The organism is Pseudoalteromonas sp. SG43-8 (assembly GCF_014164245.1).
GTDB classification, from domain to species: Bacteria; Pseudomonadota; Gammaproteobacteria; order Enterobacterales; family Alteromonadaceae; genus Pseudoalteromonas; species Pseudoalteromonas distincta.
On record NZ_JACJEX010000001.1, the window covers coordinates 1071754 to 1090374 of the forward strand.

18 protein-coding genes are annotated in these 18621 nt (G+C 40.2%); 2 read left to right on the forward strand and 16 right to left on the reverse strand.

Annotated elements, in window-relative coordinates:
• Positions 1-9: 9 nt before the first annotated feature.
• The 14 genes from H5122_RS04815 to yceD form a co-directional block, all read right to left on the reverse strand.
• Entirely contained in the window at positions 10-1869 is a 1860-nt protein-coding gene (locus H5122_RS04815) for an alkaline phosphatase D family protein (RefSeq protein WP_182682666.1), read from the reverse strand.
• A 4-nt stretch (positions 1870-1873) separates the two neighbouring features.
• Positions 1874-2653, reverse strand: a complete 780-nt coding sequence (locus H5122_RS04820; RefSeq protein WP_024594691.1) for a TatD family hydrolase — start codon at positions 2651-2653, stop codon at positions 1874-1876.
• Between the two features lie 115 nt (positions 2654-2768).
• Entirely contained in the window at positions 2769-3095 is a 327-nt protein-coding gene (locus tag H5122_RS04825; RefSeq protein WP_002962367.1) for a PilZ domain-containing protein, read from the reverse strand.
• Between the two features lie 11 nt (positions 3096-3106).
• A complete protein-coding gene (locus tag H5122_RS04830; RefSeq protein WP_182682665.1) occupies positions 3107-4021 on the reverse strand; it encodes a DNA polymerase III subunit in 915 nt (304 codons plus the stop codon).
• 1 nt (position 4022) lies between these two features.
• Positions 4023-4649 (reverse strand): dTMP kinase, encoded by a 627-nt coding sequence (gene tmk / locus H5122_RS04835; RefSeq protein WP_182682664.1) that lies wholly within the window; start codon positions 4647-4649, stop codon positions 4023-4025.
• Between the two features lie 6 nt (positions 4650-4655).
• Positions 4656-5642: an endolytic transglycosylase MltG gene (gene mltG, locus H5122_RS04840; RefSeq protein ID WP_182682663.1), complete on the reverse strand. Its 987-nt coding sequence runs from the start codon at positions 5640-5642 to the stop codon at positions 4656-4658.
• Complete coding sequence (gene pabC, locus H5122_RS04845) at positions 5636-6451, reverse strand: aminodeoxychorismate lyase (protein ID WP_182682662.1); 816 nt, start codon at positions 6449-6451, stop codon at positions 5636-5638. Before pabC ends, mltG begins: the two co-directional genes overlap by 7 nt.
• A gap of 59 nt (positions 6452-6510) precedes the next feature.
• On the reverse strand, positions 6511-7749 hold the full coding sequence (gene fabF / locus H5122_RS04850) for a beta-ketoacyl-ACP synthase II (RefSeq protein ID WP_002962376.1): 1239 nt from the start codon (positions 7747-7749) through the stop codon (positions 6511-6513).
• A gap of 215 nt (positions 7750-7964) precedes the next feature.
• On the reverse strand, positions 7965-8201 hold the full coding sequence (gene acpP / locus H5122_RS04855; protein WP_002962377.1) for an acyl carrier protein: 237 nt from the start codon (positions 8199-8201) through the stop codon (positions 7965-7967).
• Positions 8202-8451: 250 nt separating this feature from the next.
• On the reverse strand, positions 8452-9198 hold the full coding sequence (gene fabG, locus H5122_RS04860; protein WP_002962378.1) for a 3-oxoacyl-ACP reductase FabG: 747 nt from the start codon (positions 9196-9198) through the stop codon (positions 8452-8454).
• A gap of 11 nt (positions 9199-9209) precedes the next feature.
• Positions 9210-10136, reverse strand: a complete 927-nt coding sequence (gene fabD / locus H5122_RS04865; protein ID WP_182675336.1) for an ACP S-malonyltransferase — start codon at positions 10134-10136, stop codon at positions 9210-9212.
• A gap of 52 nt (positions 10137-10188) precedes the next feature.
• Positions 10189-11229, reverse strand: a complete 1041-nt coding sequence (plsX, locus tag H5122_RS04870; RefSeq protein ID WP_002962380.1) for a phosphate acyltransferase PlsX — start codon at positions 11227-11229, stop codon at positions 10189-10191.
• A 12-nt stretch (positions 11230-11241) separates the two neighbouring features.
• Positions 11242-11412 (reverse strand): 50S ribosomal protein L32, encoded by a 171-nt coding sequence (gene rpmF, locus H5122_RS04875; protein WP_002962381.1) that lies wholly within the window; start codon positions 11410-11412, stop codon positions 11242-11244.
• 9 nt (positions 11413-11421) lie between these two features.
• A complete protein-coding gene (gene yceD / locus H5122_RS04880; protein WP_149592585.1) occupies positions 11422-11946 on the reverse strand; it encodes a 23S rRNA accumulation protein YceD in 525 nt (174 codons plus the stop codon).
• A gap of 131 nt (positions 11947-12077) precedes the next feature.
• Between yceD and H5122_RS04885 the strand changes: the two genes are divergently transcribed.
• A complete protein-coding gene (locus H5122_RS04885) occupies positions 12078-12680 on the forward strand; it encodes a nucleoside triphosphate pyrophosphatase (RefSeq protein WP_182682661.1) in 603 nt (200 codons plus the stop codon).
• A 5-nt stretch (positions 12681-12685) separates the two neighbouring features.
• Here H5122_RS04885 and H5122_RS04890 read toward each other — a convergent pair whose 3' ends face one another.
• Together H5122_RS04890 and rluC are read right to left on the reverse strand one after the other, a co-directional pair.
• The gene (locus tag H5122_RS04890; RefSeq protein WP_182682660.1) at positions 12686-13345 is read right to left on the reverse strand and encodes an HAD-IA family hydrolase; all 660 of its coding nucleotides are present in this window, start codon (positions 13343-13345) and stop codon (positions 12686-12688) included.
• Entirely contained in the window at positions 13342-14301 is a 960-nt protein-coding gene (gene rluC / locus H5122_RS04895; RefSeq protein ID WP_165742892.1) for a 23S rRNA pseudouridine(955/2504/2580) synthase RluC, read from the reverse strand. Before rluC ends, H5122_RS04890 begins: the two co-directional genes overlap by 4 nt.
• Positions 14302-15073: 772 nt before the next feature.
• On the opposite strand from rluC, the gene rne reads away from it, so the two are divergent.
• Entirely contained in the window at positions 15074-18187 is a 3114-nt protein-coding gene (gene rne / locus H5122_RS04900) for a ribonuclease E (RefSeq protein ID WP_182682659.1), read from the forward strand.
• Positions 18188-18621: the final 434 nt, after the last annotated feature.

Below are 18621 nucleotides of genomic sequence, written 5' to 3' on the forward strand. Positions count from 1 at the left end.
GATTAAAAATTACTGCTCTTCTAAATCGAACTCAGTTAAATGCCCTTCACCGTGTATAAGTTGATATCGGGCTAAATTCCCTTGCTCTAGTGTTATTAAACTAATAGCTGAGTCGCTTACTAAGTATTTTTGCCCTTCACCTATGGTTTGGTGTTTATCTACTTCCATATGCCAGCGTTTGGTAAAAAAGTTTAAAGGGCTTTTTGGGCCGTATAGAATTGAATCGAGCTTATCGAGTATGTTTATTAATTTACGCGGGAACTCGTTTTTAATACCGCTGGCGGTAAGTTGCCAAATTCGATTGGGATGATCGCCAAAACGCTTTTGCACCGAAAAGCAAAATGAGTAATGTACGTCTCCCGATAAAATAAGCGTTTCGTTTGGGGTGTCGGTGCGTCTAAAAGTATCGAGTAGTTTTTTGGCTGATCCTTCGTGTGCCATCCAATTTTCTACGTCAACCATGAGCGGTTGCCCGCAAATATTAAACATAGCTTGAATGGCTTCTATTGATTTAACACCAAATACGGGAGCTGGCGATACAATAATAACTTGGTCGTGGCTTAATAGGCTTTCTTCAAGCTCTGTTAGGCGCTCCCAATCAAGTAGGCCTGAAGGCTCATTAAAGTTTTGCTCATTTCGCCAACGGTGCGTACGTGTATCTAGCACCACTACTTTTGGGGTTGTAGTTAACTCATAATGCCAAAAACTAAAATCGTTTAGTGGTTTATCAAATGCTTTAAACTGCCATAAATTATTAGCAGTACGGCTTTGCTTAAAAGGTGTTAGTAACTCGCCTGTTTTATTTAGTGCATCGTTCCCCATTCCCTGAAAAAGCCAATAACTAATTAAGCCGTTATTGATGATCCGTTTACTACTTGGGTTTTCATTTATAGCTTGCTCCCACCCAGCGGTGAGGTTCCAATCATCAGTTACATCGTGATCGTCAAACATCATTAGCGTAGATACATTGGCAAACAATCGCTCTACTTCAGTTAAGCCTTTTGCATAATCAATCAGTGCTGTTTTTTCAGCGTCAAAAATAGTTTTGTTTTGCTTGTTTTGACCTGAATACGTTGTGTTTTGTATATCAACGCATTGCCAAGCAGCAACACTAAAATTTAATAAATACAGTGCAATGTATTCTTCAAAATGAATAAGGTGATTGTAGGCTTTTACGCTTGAAAAATGAGGTTCGTCTTTTTTTAGCCAGTAACCAACACCTAACTTTGAGCGTTTTTGCCAAGGCGTTTTTGGTAAAAACAAATGGCGATTATAAAGTTGCTCATTTATATCGCCCGGTAGCTCAATGGCAAGTGGTTGCTCTTTATAGATACCTAACGCTTTAATTAACTGATGAATAGCTAATAACATGGGCCCAGCTACGTCATCGGCGTAAACCTGGTCACCGCTCAGTAATAACAATTGTGCGCCTTGAGTATTATTACCACGCTGAGTATTTTGCCAGTGACTTGCAGATACTAAGCTATCTTTTGCTGGATGATGTGCATTACGGCACGAGCCATGCAAAATATCACTTAGTTTATCGGGGATTACAAATGCAGGCGTTGTTTGACTGCTATAGCACCAAGGCGATAAATCAATTATTGCATCATCAATGATGAGCTCATAACTTAATAATTTATCTACAGGAAACAGATTGTCTACTGGTTTTATAACAATAAAATGTAGGTATAAATGCTGGCCTAAAGCAATTGTTTGTTGTTCGCTATAACACTCAATATTTAATAAGTTTATTTGGCAGCTAGCAGATATGGAGGTAGCAAACTGCATACAGACTCCAGTTTGCTCTGCACGGCGCACCATTGGCCCCATTAGTAAAATAGGAAGGTTTACCGTGTGAGTAATCATGTATTTAGCCTTTAGCTGCTAATTTAAATAAAGAATAAAAGTTCTCGGTAGTCGCTTTAGCAAGTTCATTAAAGCTAATACCTTTAAGTTCGCTAATGTAATAAGCTACATCTTCTACGTATGCTGGCTGGTTTGTTTGCCCACGGTACGGCACCGGCGCTAAATAAGGTGAGTCGGTTTCTATTAATAATCTATCTAGCGGTATTTGCTTTACTACTTCTTTTAGCTCAATAGCATTTTTAAAGGTAACAATGCCCGAAATAGAAATATAAAACCCCATGTCTATGGCTTTTTTTGCCATATCCCAATCTTCGGTAAAGCAATGTAATACACCACCGCAGTTTTCGGCTTTGTGCTCACGCATTAAATTAATGGTATCGCTGCGGGCATCACGTGTATGAATAATTAACGGCTTTTGTAATTCGTTAGCCACTTCAATATGCCCAACAAAGCTTGCTTGCTGCACTGCGTGGGTATCTTTTGAATAGTAGTAATCAAGACCCGTTTCGCCAATCGCAACGACTTTGTCGTGTGAAGCTAAGTCAATTAGTTGCTGTTTATTAAGGGCGTCTTTTTGATCAAGTGGATGTACACCGCATGAGGCTGAAACATCGTCGTAATGCTTAATTTTATCAAGCATGCTTGGAAACTGATCAAGCGTTACGCTTACACATAAAAAGTGCTCTATTTGCTTTGCACGCGCTTTATCAAGAACTTGGTCAAGGTTTAGGTCTAGTTTATCAAAATCAAGACGGTCTAAATGGCAATGAGAATCTACAATCACTATAAGGCCTGTATTATATTCAGGGTTTAAATTTGTTCGTTTAATTTATTATGTTAGTAATTAAAAGAACCCAATATAGGGCGGCGTTAATCTCAATGAAAAACCGACCCTATAACTACATCGTATATGTTTGATCGCCTGAGTTTAACATAGTCCCAAGGAGCTTTTCGATTTTAGCGTTTAGGTTTGTTTTATCGTCTAAAAAGCTAATACCAATACCTGGAGGATTAGAGCTTTGTGCACCTTGTGGCGTGATCCACGACACTTTACCTGTCACTACGTCATCTTCTAAGGCATCGGGCAAAGTAACTCTAAGTGCTAATGAATGCCCTGCTTCGTAACGCATATTAGTGCGTACAAATAAGCCACCTTTTTTTAAGTAAGGCATATAACAACGGTATAACTCGTCTAAATCGTCTATGTCTACTAGTAGTTCTTGCATGATTAATCCTTTTAAGAATTTCGCAATGTGTATGCTAATCGTGATACAGCAAGCGATAAATTAAGGCCAAGTACTTGTGTGTTATTTTGTAAAAACTCGCCTAATGCATTTTGCGCACTTTGATAAGCGTCAAAACTCATACCTTGCAGTAATTGCTGCTTTAGTTGCACGCTTAAAAACAAAGTAAATATACGAACAAGTTCAGGCTGTTTATTTATTATATCGACTAACGCTTTGAAATTATGGCTTTGTTTAAACTCAGTTGCAAACTTATACAGTGTATCAATATTTTTTAGCTGGTCTTGCTGTTGCCAATGCTTTACTTGCAGCGGTTGGTTATAAAAAAGTGCTAACCAACTATAGTTAGGGATATCTAATGTCTCTAGCCACTGCTGAGCAAGTGCAGTATTAGTTATTTTTACGTCGCTTTTAGCGCATCGACTTAAAATAGTTGCAGGGAGCTGCTCTGGTTGGCTTGTAGTTAATATTAGAAAACGGCTGTTAGTTGGCTCTTCAAGTGTTTTTAATAATGCGTTAGCTGCTGCTGTGGTCATTTTCTCGCAATTTTCGATTATCGCGACTTTATTGCCATTTTGCGCTGCAGAGTGATTCATAAAATCACTAATACCACGAATATCATCTACACCAATACTTTGCCCATCAACTTGCGTTAAACGTTTGTCGGGGTGAGTGCCAGCCAGGGTAAGTAAACAGCTTTTACACTGTCCGCAAGGTTTTAGCATACTGTTTTGCGCAGCTACCTGCTTAGCTATATTTTGGCATAACAAAGAATTCCCAAGCTCATCACTTAACTCAAACTTACCTACGCCAACAGGCCCACAAAATAATTGCGCATGATGAAAACGCTCTGCGCGATAACTTTTCGCTAAACGTGCTTGAGTATCATGTAGCCAAGGCAATGGCATATTATTTTAGGCCTTCAAAAAATGAATGCAGTACATTGGTAATATCGCGATGTACTTTATCAATACTTTGGTTTGCATCAACGGTTTTAATTGTGTTGTCGTCATTAGCAAGTTCAACATAACGCATACGTGTACGCTGAAAAAACTCAATGGCTTCTTGTTCAATACGGTCAAGCTCGCCACGCCCTTTTGCACGTTCAAGGCCTATCACTGGGTCAATATCAAGGTAAATAGTTAAATCTGGCTTTAAGCCTTTTAACACCATTGACGAAAGTGAAGCCAATGTATTTGAGCTAATGCCACGCCCACCACCTTGATACGCCTGAGACGATAAATCATGACGATCGGCAAGTACCCATTGGCCGTTATCAAGCGCAGGGGTAATAACATTGTGCATTAGCTGCGAGCGAGCTGCGTACATAATAAGCAACTCAGTTTCAAAGGCAATCTCTTCTTCGTGCTCTGCTTTTACAAGCGTACGAAGCGATTCAGCCAGTGGCGTGCCGCCAGGTTCGCGGACGTTAATGAAGTCTATTTTTTGTTTGTTTAAAAAATCTTGGCATAACGAAATAGCGGTTGATTTGCCCGCGCCTTCCAGCCCTTCTATTACTATAAATTTTGGTTTCATAAACTATTAATTCTTTTTATTTAATATATACGTTTTAACTGCTGCGTTATGCTGTTTTAACGTGGTTGAAAATTGGTGGCTACCATCGCCTTTTGATACAAAGTAAACATATTCACTTTGCGGCGGATTAACTGCAGCTAAAATAGCGGCTTTTGATGGCATTGCAATCGGTGTTGGCGGTAAACCATTAATACGATACGTATTGTAGGGCGTATAATCGCGCAAATCTTTACGTTTAATATCACCATCAAAGTCAGCGCCTAGCCCGTATATTACGGTTGGATCGGTTTGCAGGCGCATATTGGTGTTTAATCGATTAACAAACGCTGATGCAATTAACGGACGCTCGCTGGCAAGGCCTGTTTCTTTTTCAATAATTGAAGCCATTATTAGTGCTTCGTATGCTGTTTTATAGGGTAGATTAGCACCGCGCTGCTGCCAAGCATCATCTAACGTTTGCTGCATTTTTTGTGCTGCACGTTTTAATACACTGCTTGCAGTATCGTTATTATGATAATGGTAAGTGTCGGGGAATAACCAGCCTTCTAAGTGCGTGTTATTACCCAGTATTTGAGTACTTAGTTCGTCAGTTTTTAAATCGTTTTGTAAATTATCAGCTTTTTTAATAGCACTTAGTACTTCACGTAAGTTTTGCCCTTCAATTATGGTAAAACTAAAACTAATTTGCTGACCTTGGTTAATTTTTTTTACGTTATTAATAACGCTATCGGCTGTTAGCTCGTAAAGCCCCGCTTTTAAGTCGGTAAGCGTGGGATCTAATTTGGCAATAACCTGATAACGCCAACAACTTTCTACCCAGTTATTAGCTTGCCATTGTTGGCATAACTTATTAAAGCCAGTACCATGCTTAACTTTAAATTGTGTGTTTTGTGCTACCTTTAACGGGCTATTTATTGTTGCTTGTAATTGCTGATAACCAACAGCAGTGGTTATAACAGCTAAAAAAAGTACCGATAAAATAACTTTTAACACTCAGCCTCCTTGGCTAATAATTTAGTTAGTAATGCGTGGCTTTCGTCTGTATTAAATACCTGTTGCTCAATACGTTTTACAGGTACTGCTCCCATTAAGCTATTACACACAAATACGGCGTCTGCTTGGATTAAGTCTTCTACTTTCACGCGTTTAAATTCAACAGGCAATTTACCACATAACGATTGCAGATAAACGCCCTTAATTCCGCACTCATCAAGCAATGGCGTAAACACACACTTATTTTTAATCGCAAAAATATTAGCTGCTGAAGCTTCAATTACATTATTATTGTAATCAAGCACTAACACATCGTCGCAGTTTTGCGTTTGCATTGCTTTTTTAACTAGTACTTGCTCAAGCCGGTTTAGTGTTTTAAGACCCGCTAAATAAGGCTGTGCTGCTAATTTAATTGGGCTTATTTCTAGATTTACACCCTTTTTAACAAGCGCTTCGTAATTACTAGGGTAATCTAATATGCTCAATAAAATAGTAATATTACACTCACTTGGCAGCCCATAGCCACGTCCGCCTTCGCCTCGCGTTACAAGTATTTTAAGCACGTTCAGTGGTGCAGCTTTTATATGCAAAGCAATTTGATTTTCAAGGCTATTAAAGTCTAACTCAGGAAAACCCAAGCGCTGTGCGCATTCAATCAAACGCGCTTTATGATGAGCCCAATACTGTACTTGCCCATCAACAACTTTAGCCGTTGTAAAAAAGCCGTCACCGTAATTTAAGCCTCTGTCACGCGTGCTTAAAGTGCTGTTTTGATCTACTGCTATTATTGTTTGCATTTTATTTGGCATATAAAAAAAGCCCAGTTAAACAACTGAGCTCTTATAATTTGATTCGTTGTTAAAAAAGATTATACCTTTTTAAATAGCAACGAGCCATTAGTACCACCAAAACCGAACGAGTTACACAGTGCAAAGTCTAACTTTGCATCACGTGCAGTGTGAGCAATATAATCTAAGTCACACCCTTCGTCTGGGTTATCAAGGTTGATAGTTGGCGACACTTTTTGATCTGTCAGTGATAAAATCGAAATAATCGATTCAACCGAGCCTGCAGCACCTAACAAGTGACCCATCATCGATTTAGACGAGCCTACCATTACATCTTTAGCTGCATTACCAAAAATAGACTTAACAGCGGCAGTTTCTGCTTTGTCGCCTGCATTTGTAGATGTACCGTGTGCGTTAATGTAACCAATTTGCTCAGCGTTTACTTGCGCATCATTTAGTGCGTTTTGCATTGCAAGGGCAGCACCCGCTCCATCTTCTGGTGGTGATGTCATGTGGTACGCATCGCCGCTCATACCAAAGCCTACAAGCTCAGCATAAATTTTAGCGCCACGTGCTTTAGCATGTTCGTACTCTTCAACTACAACAACACCTGCACCGTCAGAAAGCACAAAGCCATCGCGGTCTTTATCCCAAGGGCGAGAAGCCGCTTGTGGATCGTCATTGCGGGTTGAAAGTGCACGTGCAGCATTAAAGCCACCCATACCAATAGGCGTACAGGCTTTTTCTGCACCGCCAGCAACCATTGCATCTGCATCACCGTAGGCAATCATGCGCGCGGCATGGCCAATATTATGCAAACCAGTAGTACAGGCAGTTACAATTGAAATATTTGGACCACGAAGTCCATGCATCATTGATAAGTGACCTGAGATCATATTAATAATGGTAGACGGCACATAAAATGGCGATAACTTGCGCGGACCACTATTTAATAACTTAATGTGGTTTTCTTCGATGAGCGTTAAGCCACCAATACCAGAGCCCACAGCTACACCTATACGTGTTGCGTTTTGCTCAGTAATTTCAAGGCCTGAATCTTTAAAGGCTTGAACACCCGCTGCAATGCCATACTGAATAAACAAGTCCATTTTTTTAGTATCTTTCGCTGACATGTATGCAGTTGCATCAAAGTCATTTATTAAACCAGCGAATTTAGTACCAAATTTTGATGTATCAAAGTGGGTTATTGTTTGAATGCCACTTTTGCCATCTAATAAGCCTTGCCAGGTTGATTGAACATCATTACCTAGCGGCGTCAACATTCCTAAGCCAGTTACGACGACTCGACGTTTAGCCACGGTTTGCCTCCAATAAGGGATATTTACAAGGGGATGATCATACCCAAGCTACCTCAAAGTGCTAGTCCCAAAATAGATTAAAAACGCATAACACAATCAAAATTAATTTTTAGCTAAAATTGAGCATTGAGGCTTAAGTTTTGAATCACGAACTTTGAGGTGGTTTGGATATAAAAAATTAAAGGCAGCGGATGCTGCCTTTAACGTGCGATTAATTACTCAGCGTGTGCTGTTACGTAATCGATAGCAGTTTGTACTGTAGTGATCTTCTCAGCTTCTTCATCTGGGATCTCAGTATCAAACTCTTCTTCAAGAGCCATTACTAGTTCAACAGTATCAAGAGAATCTGCACCTAGGTCATCTACGAAAGAAGATTCATTTTTAACTTCTTCTTCTTTAACACCTAGTTGTTCAATGATAATTTTCTTTACGCGTTCTTGGATATCGCTCATTCTTCTTTCCTTTATTAAAAACGCCGATGCGTTATTTTCAGATTGCCGCGTAGTTTACGCGGCATAATTCTCTGATTCAATGATTTGACCATAAATAATTGTCTGGTCAAACCTCTGAGTGTGTGTTTTGTCTTTTATCGCTTATTTTCGCAGCGATTTCAAGTATGTTTAAAGCAAGTTCACAAATAATTCAATGTTTTTGAGGTAACTTACTTAACTTTATTAGGTAACAATGTGGGTACAATGGTTATTAAACCATGTACATCGCGCCATTTACATGCAAAGTTTCACCTGATACGTACGCAGCCGCGTCAGATGCTAAATAACATACCGCAGCTGCAATTTCGTCTGGTTGGCCTAAACGCCCTGCTGGAACATTTGCAAGTGTTGCTGCTTTTTGCTCGTCAGTTAAATCATCAGTCATATCAGTTTGAATAAAACCAGGTGCCACTACGTTTACTGTAATACCACGTGATGCCACTTCGCGTGCAAGTGACTTAGAAAAACCAATTACGCCTGCTTTAGCCGCTGCATAGTTAGCTTGCCCTGCATTACCCATAGTGCCCACTACTGAGCCAATATTGATAATACGACCTTTCTTTTTCTTCATCATTGGACGAAGTACTGCTTTAGATAAACGGAAAATCGAGCTTAAGTTAGTGTCGATTATATCGTCCCACTCAGTCTCTTTCATACGCATTAATAGGTTATCACGTGTGATACCTGCGTTATTAACAAGTACGTCAATATCGCCAAAATCAGCTTTTATTGCGGCAAGTGTCGCTTCAATAGATGCAGGATCCGTTACGTTTAATGCATAACCTTTACCATTGTCACCTAAGTACTCGCTAATTTTAGCAGCGCCTGACTCACTTGTTGCAGTGCCTGCAACTTTTGCACCTTGCGCAACTAATGTTGTTGCAATTGCTTTACCAATACCACGGCTAGCGCCAGTAATTAGGACAATTTTGCCCTCTAAAGAAAATAAATTAGACATTTTATATACTCTTATTTAGCTGCAGCGATTGAAGCGGCATCGTTTACTGAGCCACAAACCATTGCTTTATCAATTCGTTTCGCAAGCCCTGTTAATACTTTACCAGGACCAAATTCGTAGCTTTGCGTTACATCTTGTGCAACCAAGGCTTGTACTGTTTCTGTCCAGCGAACTGGGCTGTATAGTTGACGTACTAGTGCATCTTTAATTGCATCAGCGGTCGATTCAGCTTTTACATCAACATTATTAATTACATCACACTTAGGTGTATTAAATGTTAAAGCGGCTAAGTCTACCGCTAGCTTATCAGCTGCTGGCTTCATTAGTTCACAATGTGAAGGTACGCTAACCGAAAGTGGTAATGCGCGTTTAGCACCAGCATCTTTACATGCTTGTGATGCTCTATCTACTGCCGCTTTATGCCCTGCAATAACAACTTGACCAGGAGAATTGTAGTTAACTGGAGATACAACCTCACCTTGCGCTGAGGCAGCACATGCCGCTTTTATTTCTTCATCGCCTAAGCCAATAATAGCAGCCATTGAACCTACGCCTGCAGGTACAGCTTCTTGCATGTATAAACCACGGTTTTCAACAAGCTTAACAGCTTCGCTCAAGCTTAGTACGTCGCTACATACTAGTGCTGAATATTCACCTAAGCTGTGCCCGGCCATAACAACGTCTGCATCTGGGTTTGATGCAAGCCAATCACGGTAAATAGCAACACTTGCAGTTAATAATGCAGGTTGTGTACGATGAGTTTGATTTAATTTTTCTTCTGGGCCATTAAGAACTAGCTCTGCTAAGTCGTAACCCAGTGCATCTGATGCTTCTGCAAATGTTGCTTTAACAATGTCAGAACTCTCTAGTAGCTCTTGTAACATACCAACGCTTTGCGAGCCTTGACCTGGGAATAGAAGTGCAATTTTTTGTGCCATACTTTGCTCTTTTTAATTAAACAAATAAATAATGAAATACACGGCACATCAATTATTGATTAACCGCCGTGTCTTTAGAATGTGTTTTTTCGAAAATAGCGGCTATTTTATCAGGAAGTTGACGTTCAACCTCTTTTACCGCTTCATCAATTGCTGCTTGAAATGCTTTAGCTGACGCATTTCCATGACTTTTAACGACAATACCGCGCAATCCTACCAGAGAAGCACCGTTATACTGGTCGGGGTTCACCCTTTTATAGAGTTTTTTTATTATTGGACGCAATATAAACGCCATACATTTATATAAAAGGTGCTTTTCGAGCGCAGCTGTAAACTTATTCATAATAAGCTTGGCAATGCCTTCGCATGTTTTAAGCGCCACGTTACCCACAAAACCTTCGCACACAATAACATCAGCCTTGCCAGAAAAAATATCACTTCCTTCGCTGTAACCAATGTAATTAATATGTGGGCTTTGCTGCATTAATTGTGCAGCCTGTTTAATGTCGTCGTGGCCTTTAATGTCCTCAGCGCCAATATTTAATAAGCTTACGCGAGGGTTATCGCAGCCAAGTGCTTGACCAGCAACTACAGAGCCCATAATGCCAAACTGATAAAGCATTTGCGCATCACAATGCACATTAGCACCTAAGTCGAGTAAATATACTGGGTTTTGGCTTTCTGTAGGAACAGATGAAATGAGTGCGGCACGTTTAACACCTGGCAGCATTTTTAATACGTAGTGAGCCATAAAAAATAAAGCGCCGGTATTACCTGAGCTAACACACGCTTGTGCTTCGCCCGATTTAACTAAATCAAGGGCAACACGCATAGATGAATCTTTTTTCGAACGTACAGCAATTGCAGGTTCGCAGGCGTTAGTGACTATTTCACTACAGTGACGAATTATTAGTCTTGGATGAGATAAAGAATCGAGGGATTCGAGTTCTTTAGATATAACGTCTTCATTGCCACATAAAATGAGACTTAAATTGGCATGAGCGTTTACCGCATGAACGGCAGCAGGAATAGATGAACGGGGGCCGTAATCGCCCCCCATCATATCTAACGCTATGGTTAGATCTTTCAGCATATAAGTAATCTCTTATTTAGAAATTACTTGAACGCCTTTGTAGTAACCATCTGCAGTCACATGGTGACGACGATGAGTCTCACCAGATGTTTGATCTACAGTTAAAGTTGGACCACTGATCGCATCGTGTGAACGGCGCATGCCGCGTCTTGCACGAGACTTTTTGCTTTTTTGTACAGCCATAGTCTTCTCCTAAGAATCTTTCTTAAGTTGTTTCAAAATATCAAATGGATTAGGTTTATCATCTTCCGCCTTTAATACACCAAAGCTGGCAGGCTTTGCTGAATAACTGCATGAAGCTTCGTTGTGGGTAGCCACTAATGGAATTGCTAAAATTAGTTCGTCTTCAATTAAATCAAAAACGTTAACTTCACCATTTTCATCAAGTGCTACTTCGTCGTAGTCTTCAGGAAAAATATCTAACTCTGTATCTTCACCTACTGGTGAATATGCAAAGTCTTGAACCAAATCCAACCCTAAATCACCATTACAACGTTGACAAATGACAGTAACATGTGTGGACAAATTGCCTCTAATCACAGCGAAACCTTGATCATCGTTTTTGCAATGTATTTTTACCGCTATTTCACCTACTTCTTCCTGCACAACTTTCTCTAAACGAGTAAGTTTTTCAAGCGGTACAATTCCGTCATACGATAAACGGTGCTGCGCTGCTTTGCCTGGATGAAGAGTGATGGGAATTTTCACCTTTTGCATAGGGGCTGCATCATATAGATAGTTAGTTTGTTAGTCAAAGTAAAAAACCATTTTTACTTGGTTTTTAACGTGTTTTACTCTCGGATCTGATTTATCCTAACTCAATCTGAATTATCGTAGGAAAACAGTCCATGAAGCTTCCACTCATCTTAGCGTCAAGCTCGCCTTTTAGGCAGTCTTTATTACAAAAATTTAATTTACCCTTTGATACGTTTTCACCCGACGTTGACGAATCAGCACTTGAATGCGAAACACCTACTGAACTGGTTAAGCGTTTAAGTGAGTTAAAAGCCTCAGCAGCTAATAAACACTTTAAAAAAGGGTTAGCAATTGGATCAGACCAAGTCGCTGTGTTTAACAATCAAATTTTAGGTAAACCGCACAATAAACAAAATGCTCTAAAACAACTAAATTTATTTAGCGGTAATACTGTAACATTTTTAACTGGGCTTTGTGTTTACGATATTGTAACTGGAACAAAAAAAACCTGCGTAGAACCTTTTAATGTGACGTTTAAAACACTCACTGATGCACAAATTAGTGCTTATTGCGACGCAGAGCAGCCTTATAATTGTGCTGGCAGCTTTAAAAGTGAAGGGTTGGGTATCTGTTTATTTGAAAAACTAAGCGGAGACGATCCTAATAGCTTAATTGGATTACCATTAATTAAACTCAGCCAATTACTGGCTGAGTTTGGTATTGATGTACTTACTGCTCAAACAAGTTCTAGTTAAATAAATTAACCAAGCAAAACCTGTTGCAATTGCAGATAATTATCTACCGTTGCAACAGGGCTAAGCTCATTCAGCTGCTGTGCGTTATGTACACCCATAGTTACGCCAATTCTATCCATGCCTGCAGCTTTTGCCATTGTCATGTCTATTTGGGTATCACCAATCATTACAGCTTCTTGAGCGCTTATTCCAAGCTCTTCAAGTAATTGATACAGCATATCCGCAGACGGCTTTGATTGCGCTTCGTCGCTAGTACGCGTTGCACTAAAAAAGTGGCGCAATTTACTTTGCTCAAGTAAACGATCTAACCCATCTCGACCTTTACCTGTTGCAACCGCTAAAACAATGCCTTGCTTTTTTAAAGCAGTTAAAACGCTGACAACATTATCAAATACAGGAGTTGGTGTGGTATCAACACTATATTGGTGTTTATACCCTTTAATTAACGCTTGATGCTGCGCGACATTATCGGGAAATAAAACATCAATTGCTTTTTCAAGCGACATACCAATGATATTTTTAATGGCTTCGTCACTTGGCGCCACTAAATTAAGTGACTCAGCACTACTACGAATACAGTTAACTATTTTAGTGACTGAATCCATAACGGTGCCGTCCCAATCAAAAATGACGAGCTTATATTTTTTACTTGGCGTCACAATCACTGTTTTGCGTCTCGTAATTTTAGTAATGTATTTTTAAGCGTTTTATCAAGGGGCGCTTCAATACGCATCGTTGTTTCGTTTTTAGGATGATAAAAACTTAAATCGTGTGCATGTAAGAATAAACGGTTTAACCCAACTTTACGCATAGATTCATCAAACCCCTGGTCACCGTATTTATCATCGCACGCGATAGGATGACCTTTACATTGCGTATGTACACGAATTTGGTGCGTACGACCTGTAACAGGTGATGCTTGTACAAGTGAGCAATCGTTAAAACGTTCAAGTACTTTAAAACGCGTATGCGAAGGCTTGCCCTCAGTGTTATCTACACGTACTACGCGTTCACCCGATTTAAGTGTATTTTTACGCAGCCCTTCGGTAACGTTTTTAGTTTTAGAGTCCCACTGCCCTTCTACAAGTGCCCAGTAATTTTTTTCCATGGTTTTTTCACGAAGTTGTTCATGCAATGCTGTTAACACCGAACGGCGCTTTGCAATAAGTAAACAACCCGATGTATCACGGTCAAGCCTGTGAACTAGCTCAAGACTACGTTCCTCTGGGCGAAGCGCGCGCAATGCTTCAATTAAACCATAACTTAAACCACTGCCACCATGAACAGCCATACCTGAAGGTTTATTTATAACAATAAGGTATTTATCTTCAAATAAAATATCGTCTTCTAGGCGAGTTACTTTGTCTAGTTTTGATGGTACAAACTCTTCACGCTCAGCAACTCTGATAGGTGCAATACGCAGTACATCGTCAAGCTGTAGTTTATATACAGGCTTAATACGCTTTTTATTAACGCGTACCTCACCTTTACGCAAAAGTTTATAAATAGCGCTTTTAGGCACCCCTTTTAAATGGGTAATAAGAAAGTTATCAATACGCTGACCTAAATGGTCTTCATTGATCGTGACATAAGTTACTTGTAAGTCGTTTTTTTCTGACATTGCCTAATCACTAATTTAAGTAAAATAATTTAGTTGCTAACACTGTAATAATAGTGGGATAATCAGCAGCGCAAATATTTAGTATTTGCAAATAACAACGGTGCTTTTTAACACATTAAAACATTCGTGATGCACATTCTGGGTAGCCGATCATACAGATCCGAGTTAAGTTTTCCAAAGCTTTTATGCCTCCTCAGTTAACACGTGCGATCAATTAACGGCAATGCGCGTAATATATTGCTGGTTAAGTTTGAACATGAAGCGATTTTTAATGTGCTAGAGAAAGCAATGAACAGATAATTTGTCTGATAGTGACGACGTAAAAAACGTCGTTCAGCACTAGCTCAATTATTGTAGTACCGTACAGCAGCTTATTTAGAATTAAAAAAATCTAATAAATAAACGTTCATTAACATCGGCAGCGATTTTTGCTCTTAAAACGGATATTAGCGATACATCAGTATGTATTGCTCACCAACTTAATGAGCCCTACGCGCCTAATATGAATGATATTTAGTAAGATTAATATGACAGGCCGACTTCTGGGTAAAACTTGTAAACGTAGCTGAAAAGCCGACAGTTTTAGCACCATTAAGAATTTAATAGCGGTAATAATCGCTATTGTTTGCCAGCATTTAAAATACTGCATACGAGATACAGAGCCGTTCCGTTAAAGACCCAGTCGTGAGGCTGCACATTCTAAAAATAGGGACAACTGAACAGGCGAGAAAAACATCGTCATGTCAGCGACATAAATAAGTAGAGTAACAATATGAAACGTATGCTAATCAATGCAACGCAGCAAGAAGAAATGCGCGTAGCACTGGTTGATGGCCAGCGCCTTTATGATTTAGATATCGAAAGCCCAGGTCACGAACAGAAAAAAGCCAATATTTATAAAGGCAAAATCACTCGCATTGAACCATCTCTTGAAGCAGCATTTGTTGATTACGGTGCTGACCGCCATGGTTTCCTTCCTTTAAAAGAAATTGCCCGTACTTACTTCCCTGCAGGTTACACTTTTCATGGTCGCCCTAACATTCGCGACGTAATAAAAGAAGGTCAAGAAGTAATAGTACAAGTTGATAAAGAAGAACGCGGCCAAAAAGGCGCAGCGTTAACTACTTTTATCAGTGTTGCTGGTAGCTATTTAGTTCTTATGCCTAATAACCCTCGTGCTGGCGGTATTTCTCGTCGTATTGAAGGTGATGAGCGAACTGAACTTAAAGAAGCATTAGGTCGTTTAGAACTACCTAAAGGTATGGGCTTAATTGTTCGTACAGCGGGTGTTGGTAAGTCATTTGAAGAACTTAACTACGATTTAAAAGCACTATTAGTACATTGGGATGCAATTAAACAAGCAGCCGATAGTGCTAAAGCACCGTTTTTGATTCACCAAGAAAGCAACGTGATTTTCCGCGCAATACGCGATTATTTACGTCGTGACATTGGCGAAATTTTAATTGATAAACCACGTGTTTTTGAAGAAGCTAAAGCGCACATTGAGCGTTTTCGTCCTGACTTTATGAGCCGTGTTAAGCTTTATCAAGGTGACACGCCTTTATTTACACATTACCAAATTGAAAGCCAAATTGAGTCTGCATTCCAGCGTGAAGTACGTCTTCCTTCTGGTGGTTCAATTGTAATTGACCCTACTGAAGCACTTACATCTATTGATATTAACTCGTCTAAGGCAACTAAAGGCGGCGATATTGAAGAGACAGCACTTAATACAAACTTAGAAGCGGCCGATGAAATTGCACGTCAATTACGTCTTCGTGACCTAGGTGGTTTAATTGTAATCGACTTTATTGATATGACTCCTCCACGCCATCAACGTGAAGTAGAGAATCGTTTAAAAGATGCAGCGCGCCCAGATCGTGCTCGTGTTCAAATTGGTAAAATCTCACGCTTTGGTTTACTTGAAATGTCGCGCCAGCGTTTGCGCCCTTCATTAGGTGAAGCAAGCCAAGGCCCATGTCCACGTTGTAGTGGCCAAGGTACTATTCGTTCAAACGAATCAATAGCGCTTTCAATTCTTCGCTTAATTGAAGAAGAAGCAATTAAAGACAATACAGCACAAGTAAATGCACAGGTGCCTGTTGCTGTTGCTGCTTATTTATTAAATGAGCAACGTCGTAGTGTTCATCGCATTGAAAAACATCATAAATGTGACGTAGTGATTATTCCAAATCAACATATGGAAACACCACATTATGAAGTTATGCGCTTACGTAAAGACGAAACACTTGAAACGGTAAGTTACGGACAAGTTGTTGCACCAGAGCCTGAAGTATTCGAGATGTCAAAATCTCCAAGTACGCCAGTCCGTGAAGAGCCGATGCTAAAAGGCGTGGTAATGCCTTCTACTCCTGCTCCACAAGCAGCGCCAGCTAAAGCCGTAGAACCTGCTGCGGTAGCACAAACTAAAACTGAAGGTGGCTTACTAGCTGCTATTGGTAATTGGTTTAAGTCGTTATTTGCAAGTGAATCTGAAGAAGAGAAAAAAGAAGCTGTAGAAAAAGAGCAGCAAGAAACGCGCAACAATGCGCGTCGTGGTAACGATAATCGTCGTCGTAATAACAATCAACGTCGTCGTAATAATAACCCACGCACTAACAAGCCGCGCAATGAGCGTCCAGCCGCTGAAGAGGAAGCTAAAACTGACTCAGCAGCAAGCACCGAGACTCAAGAGAGAAGCGAGAACCGCAACAAGCGCCGTCGTAATCCTAACTCTCGTAAGCGCCCAGAGCATAAAAACCAAGAAAAAGATCAAGTTAAAACTGAAGCCCCTGCAAAGGCGGAAGTAGAAACTGATTCTAAGCCAGCACAAGCTGCAGAGCCTAAAGAGCAAAAGCCTAAAGTTCGCCGTCAACGTCGTAACATACGTAAAAAAGTACGTCTGCAAGATGAAAAAGCTGAGCAAGCTAACTCAACAGAGCAAGCACCTGAGCAAACGGCTGTAACTGAAACTCCACAAGTTCAAGAGCAAGCTCCTGCTGTAGAAAAGCAAAAGCAAACTCCGGCAGAAAAAACAGCTCACATTAAAGAAGAGAAAGTTGATGTTGTTGATTCTAACGATGAAACAGCAACTACTGAAGACGAACAAGAGCAAACACGTACACGTTCACGTCGTTCTCCTCGTCATCTTCGTGCATCTGGTCAACGTCGTCGTCGCCCTGAAGGTGAAGCAGAAGTTAAATCTGATGAAGCCCCTGCATTTATTCCAGTTGCTGATCAAGCTGCTGCAGAATACGAAGCAGAACTTAAAGCGAAATCAGAAGAAACACCGGTAGATGCGTCGCAACAAGTTGAACAAGCCGTTGCGGTTGAAGACTTAGCAAAAGTTGAAGCTGTAGAAGAGCCAGTAAAAGCTAAAGAACCGGCTAAAGCTGAAACGCCAGTAGCCACTGAAGAGCCAGTTAAAGTTGAAACACCAGTAGCAACTGAAGAGCCTGCTAAAGTTGAAACACCAGTAGCAACTGAAGAGCCTGCTAAAGCTGAAACGCCAGTAGTAACTGAAGAACCTGCTAAAGTTGAAACGCCAGTAGCAACTGAAGAGCCAGCTAAAGTTGAAACGCCAGTAACCACTGAAGAGTCTGCTAAAGCTGAAACATCAGTAGTAACTGAAGAGCCAGCAAAAGTTGAAGCAAAAGTGAAAACTGAAAAATCAGCACCGCATGTTAAAACAGCGGTTACTCAAGGGTCAGCAAGTGCGCCAATGGCACAACCTACTCCTGTAGCTGATAGCGAAGTGAAGCATACGTCTGTAGCAATGGATCACGATAAACGTGAACTAGTTCCAGACAGTGGTTTACGAGCAGGTTCAATCAAACCTGCTGGTCGTGCAAGCTCTGCAATGACTAAAACAATGAGTGTTGATTAATAACTAATATTCATTTAAAAGCCCCGCTATTTAATAAATAGCGGGGCTTTTTTGTTTATATGATTTGAATAATTATTAAAGTTTTTTCACGCCCACAATGAGCGATTTATTCACAAAGAGGTTAAGAGACGCTGCGCTTTTAGAGGTAGTAATAAGGCTAAGCCTGTCAATAAAGCATGACTTGTGTTTTCTCTTTCACTTCTCTTTGTGAAATAGATCTTTTAGTGGTTTTGTTAGCAAATAAATTAAATAAACAGAAGCGTTGCTTCTCGTGTAAGCAAGCTTCACTACTACAGCCAAAATTTAACACAATGAATAAAATTAACCTGTAGACGCACAACTTGTTGGCGTGACGGGCACAAAGCCCATAATAAGCGACTTATTCACAAAGAGGTTAAGAGACGCTGCGCTTTTAGAGGTAGTAATAAGTCTAA